Source organism: Cryobacterium cryoconiti (genome assembly GCF_004403065.1).
GTDB classification, from domain to species: domain Bacteria; phylum Actinomycetota; class Actinomycetes; order Actinomycetales; family Microbacteriaceae; genus Cryobacterium; species Cryobacterium cryoconiti.
This window is the reverse complement of record NZ_SOHA01000029.1, coordinates 1-5,413: the sequence shown is the minus strand read 5'-3', so window position 1 is coordinate 5,413 and position 5,413 is coordinate 1. Positions and strand designations below refer to the sequence as shown.

Genomic DNA, 5,413 nt, shown 5'->3' with positions numbered 1-5,413 from the left:
GATGTGCCGTCTCGGTCCCTGAGCTTGTCGAAGGGTCGGGTCGTGCAATCAAACATTTACGGAGAGTTTGATCCTGGCTCAGGACGAACGCTGGCGGCGTGCTTAACACATGCAAGTCGAACGATGATGAGGAGCTTGCTTCTCTGATTAGTGGCGAACGGGTGAGTAACACGTGAGCAATCTGCCCTTGACTCTGGGATAAGCGTTGGAAACGACGTCTAATACCGGATACGACCCTTGGAGGCATCTCTGGGGGTGGAAAGAATTTTGGTCAAGGATGAGCTCGCGGCCTATCAGCTAGTTGGTGAGGTAATGGCTCACCAAGGCGACGACGGGTAGCCGGCCTGAGAGGGTGACCGGCCACACTGGGACTGAGACACGGCCCAGACTCCTACGGGAGGCAGCAGTGGGGAATATTGCACAATGGGCGAAAGCCTGATGCAGCAACGCCGCGTGAGGGACGACGGCCTTCGGGTTGTAAACCTCTTTTAGTAGGGAAGAAGCGAAAGTGACGGTACCTGCAGAAAAAGCACCGGCTAACTACGTGCCAGCAGCCGCGGTAATACGTAGGGTGCAAGCGTTGTCCGGAATTATTGGGCGTAAAGAGCTCGTAGGCGGTTTGTCGCGTCTGCTGTGAAAACCCGAGGCTCAACCTCGGGCCTGCAGTGGGTACGGGCAGACTAGAGTGCGGTAGGGGAGATTGGAATTCCTGGTGTAGCGGTGGAATGCGCAGATATCAGGAGGAACACCAATGGCGAAGGCAGATCTCTGGGCCGTAACTGACGCTGAGGAGCGAAAGCATGGGGAGCGAACAGGATTAGATACCCTGGTAGTCCATGCCGTAAACGTTGGGAACTAGATGTGGGGACCATTCCACGGTCTCCGTGTCGCAGCTAACGCATTAAGTTCCCCGCCTGGGGAGTACGGCCGCAAGGCTAAAACTCAAAGGAATTGACGGGGGCCCGCACAAGCGGCGGAGCATGCGGATTAATTCGATGCAACGCGAAGAACCTTACCAAGGCTTGACATATAGAGGAAACGTCTGGAAACAGTCGCCCCGCAAGGTCTCTATACAGGTGGTGCATGGTTGTCGTCAGCTCGTGTCGTGAGATGTTGGGTTAAGTCCCGCAACGAGCGCAACCCTCGTCCTATGTTGCCAGCACGTAATGGTGGGAACTCATGGGATACTGCCGGGGTCAACTCGGAGGAAGGTGGGGATGACGTCAAATCATCATGCCCCTTATGTCTTGGGCTTCACGCATGCTACAATGGCCGGTACAAAGGGCTGCAATACCGCAAGGTGGAGCGAATCCCAAAAAGCCGGTCTCAGTTCGGATTGAGGTCTGCAACTCGACCTCATGAAGTCGGAGTCGCTAGTAATCGCAGATCAGCAACGCTGCGGTGAATACGTTCCCGGGCCTTGTACACACCGCCCGTCAAGTCATGAAAGTCGGTAACACCCGAAGCCAGTGGCCTAACCCGCAAGGGGAGGAGCTGTCGAAGGTGGGATCGGTGATTAGGACTAAGTCGTAACAAGGTAGCCGTACCGGAAGGTGCGGCTGGATCACCTCCTTTCTAAGGAGCACAGCAGTGCCGTCTGTATACAGCGGGGTAACACTGCCAAGCCATTACGGGAACATCTGTTTCCCGGTGGCGCTCATGGGTGGAACATTGACATTGATGCGTTGAGAACACCGTTGAACCCGGTACGCTCCTTCGGGAGTTGGAATGGTTTGTCGGTGAACGAAACGTATATGCACGCTGTTGGGTCCTGAGGGACCGGAACAATCGGTGGTCGAGCTTGTCGAGACCCTGGTTGGACTTTTCCTCTGGACCTTTCCCTGTTCACATCAATCGTGGGCAGGTGAGGGTACCGCCCGTACTTTGAGAACTACACAGTGGACGCGAGCATCTTAAATTTGACTGTCTTCGGACAGCAAATTACAAAGATCTAAGCAATTAGATCATTGGTCAATTTCGATCGTGAGACTTTTTGAGTCTTACGATTCTTAATCGATTCAAACTCATGTGATTTCAAATTTCTAAGAGCAAACGGTGAATGCCTTGGCATGTAGAGCCGAAGAAGGACGTAGTAATCTGCGATAAGCCTCGGGGAGTTGATAAACGAACTGTGATCCGAGGATTTCCGAATGGGGAAACCCCGCCAGGCCTCTTTGAGTGACCTGGTGACTCCCGCCTGAATATATAGGGCGGGTAGAGGGAACGTGGGGAAGTGAAACATCTCAGTACCCACAGGAAGAGAAAACAATAGTGATTCCGTTAGTAGTGGCGAGCGAAACCGGATGAGGCTAAACCGATCATGTGTGATAGCCGGCAGGCGTTGCATGGTCGGGGTTGCGGGACTTTTCTGCTGCTTCTGCCGAACAGTAAGGGTTAGAACGTTGTATAGACGAACAGGATTGAAAGCCTGGTCATAGAGGGTGCGAACCCCGTAGTCGAAATGCAGCAATCGCCCGAAGAGTATCCCAAGTAGCACGGGGCCCGAGAAATCCCGTGTGAATCCGTCAGGACCACCTGATAAGCCTAAATACTCCTACATGACCGATAGTGAACAAGTACCGTGAGGGAAAGGTGAAAAGTACCCCGGGAGGGGAGTGAAATAGTACCTGAAACCGTTTGCTTACAAACCGTTGGAGCCAGCTTTGTTCTGGTGACAGCGTGCCTTTTGAAGAATGAGCCTGCGAGTTAGTGATATGTGGCGAGCTTAACCCGAGAGGGGAATGCGTAGCGAAAGCGAGTCTGAATAGGGCGATTCAGTCGCATGTCCTAGACCCGAAGCGAAGTGATCTATCCATGGCCAGGTTGAAGCGACGGTAAGACGTCGTGGAGGACCGAACCCACTTCAGTTGAAAATGGAGGGGATGAGCTGTGGATAGGGGTGAAAGGCCAATCAAACTTCGTGATAGCTGGTTCTCTCCGAAATGCATTTAGGTGCAGCGTTGCGTGTTTCTTGCCGGAGGTAGAGCTACTGGATGGCCGATGGGGCCTAAAAGCTTACTGACGTCAGCCAAACTCCGAATGCCGGTAAGTGAGAGCGCAGCAGTGAGACGGTGGGGGATAAGCTTCATCGTCGAGAGGGAAACAACCCAGACCACCAACTAAGGTCCCAAAGCGCGTGCTAAGTGGGAAAGGATGTGGAGTTGCACAGACAACCAGGAGGTTGGCTTAGAAGCAGCCACCCTTGAAAGAGTGCGTAATAGCTCACTGGTCAAGTGATTCCGCGCCGACAATGTAACGGGGCTCAAGCACGCCACCGAAGTTGTGGCATTGATATTTTTGGTAAGCCGCACACTTGTTGTGTTGGTTCAGCCGTGTTGATGGGTAGGAGAGCGTCGTGTGGCCAGCGAAGCGGCGGTGTAAACCAGCCGTGGAGGCTACACGAGTGAGAATGCAGGCATGAGTAGCGAAAGACGGGTGAGAAACCCGTCCTCCGAAAGATCAAGGTTTCCAGGGCCAGGCTAATCCGCCCTGGGTAAGTCGGGACCTAAGGCGAGGCCGACAGGCGTAGTCGATGGACAACGGGTTTATATTCCCGTACTGGCGAAAAACCGCCCAAACTAATCCAGTAATGCTAAGCATCTGAATCCCCTAGATGGATCCCTTCGGGGTGAAGCGTGGGGCCTAGCGTGCGACCCTATGCTGGTGCGGTTAGCGTATTAACAGGTGTGACGCAGGAAGGTAGCTGAGCCGGGCGATGGTTGTCCCGGTCTAAGGATGTAGGCCGAGAGATAGGCAAATCCGTCTCTCATATAAGGCTGAGACCCGATGGGTAGTCCTCACGGACGAAATCAGTGATCCTATGCTGCCAAGAAAAGCATCGACGCGAGGTTTTAGTCACCCGTACCCCAAACCGACTCAGGTGATCAGGTAGAGAATACTAAGGAGATCGAGAGAATCGTGGTTAAGGAACTCGGCAAAATGCCCCCGTAACTTCGGGAGAAGGGGGGCCTGAGGCGTGAAGGGATTTACTCCTGGAGCGTTCGAAGGCCGCAGAGACCAGTGGGAAGCGACTGTTTACTAAAAACACAGGTCCGTGCCAAGTCGCAAGACGATGTATACGGACTGACGCCTGCCCGGTGCTGGAAGGTTAAGAGGAACGGTTAGCCGCAAGGCGAAGCTGAGAATTTAAGCCCCAGTAAACGGCGGTGGTAACTATAACCATCCTAAGGTAGCGAAATTCCTTGTCGGGTAAGTTCCGACCTGCACGAATGGCGTAACGACTTCCCAGCTGTCTCAACCGCGAACTCGGCGAAATTGCATTACGAGTAAAGATGCTCGTTACGCGCAGCAGGACGGAAAGACCCCGTGACCTTTACTACAGCTTGGTATTGGTGTTCGGTGTGGCTTGTGTAGGATAGGTGGGAGACTTTGAAGCTTGGACGCTAGTTCAGGTGGAGTCATCGTTGAAATACCACTCTGGTCATATTGGATATCTAACTTCGAACCGTGATCCGGTTCAGGGACAGTGCCTGGTGGGTAGTTTAACTGGGGCGGTTGCCTCCTAAAAAGTAACGGAGGCGCCCAAAGGTTCCCTCAACCTGGTTGGCAATCAGGTGTCGAGTGTAAGTGCACAAGGGAGCTTGACTGTGAGACTGACAAGTCGAGCAGGGACGAAAGTCGGGACTAGTGATCCGGCAGTGGCTTGTGGAAGCGCTGTCGCTCAACGGATAAAAGGTACCTCGGGGATAACAGGCTGATCTTGCCCAAGAGTCCATATCGACGGCATGGTTTGGCACCTCGATGTCGGCTCGTCGCATCCTGGGGCTGGAGTAGGTCCCAAGGGTTGGGCTGTTCGCCCATTAAAGCGGTACGCGAGCTGGGTTTAGAACGTCGTGAGACAGTTCGGTCCCTATCCGCTGCGCGCGCAGGAAATTTGAGAAGATCTATCCCTAGTACGAGAGGACCGGGATGGACGAACCTCTGGTGTGTCAGTTGTTCCGCCAGGAGCACCGCTGATTAGCTACGTTCGGAACGGATAACCGCTGAAAGCATCTAAGCGGGAAGCCGGCTTCGAGATGAGATTTCCATCCCTTCGGGGGAGAGGCTCGCAGCTAGACTACTGCGTTGATAGGCCGGATGTGGAAGAGGGGACTAAAGACCCTTGGAGCTGACCGGTACTAATAAGCCAATAATTTGATAACACAACAGTTTGAATAAGCTGCAAGCGTCCACTATGTGGTTCTCGATGTACGGTCGAGAACAACGCCCTCACCGGCAACAACTGTGTGAGGGCTCTATAACTGAAAAATATAGAATCGATTCATCGAAAGATGTTTCGGCGGCTATAGCGAGAGGGAAACGCCCGGTCACATTCCGAACCCGGAAGCTAAGACTCTCTGCGCCGATGGTACTGCAGGGGGGACCCTGTGGGAGAGTAGGACACCGCCGGACT

Annotated in this window: 3 rRNA genes; all 3 read left to right on the top strand. The window is 53.7% G+C overall.

Features of this window, described 5'->3' with window-relative positions:
• Nucleotides 1-55: 55 nt before the first annotated feature.
• The 3 genes from E3T49_RS09985 to rrf all read left to right on the top strand — a co-directional run bounded on the left by E3T49_RS09985 (nucleotide 56) and on the right by rrf (nucleotide 5,412).
• Nucleotides 56-1,575: ribosomal RNA gene (locus tag E3T49_RS09985) — 16S ribosomal RNA — on the top strand.
• A 457-nt stretch (nucleotides 1,576-2,032) separates the two neighbouring features.
• Nucleotides 2,033-5,162, top strand: a 23S ribosomal RNA gene (locus tag E3T49_RS09980).
• 133 nt (nucleotides 5,163-5,295) lie between these two features.
• Nucleotides 5,296-5,412, top strand: a 5S ribosomal RNA gene (rrf, locus tag E3T49_RS09975).
• The 16S, 23S and 5S rRNA genes sit together here, the layout of an rRNA operon.
• Nucleotide 5,413 lies beyond the last annotated feature (1 nt).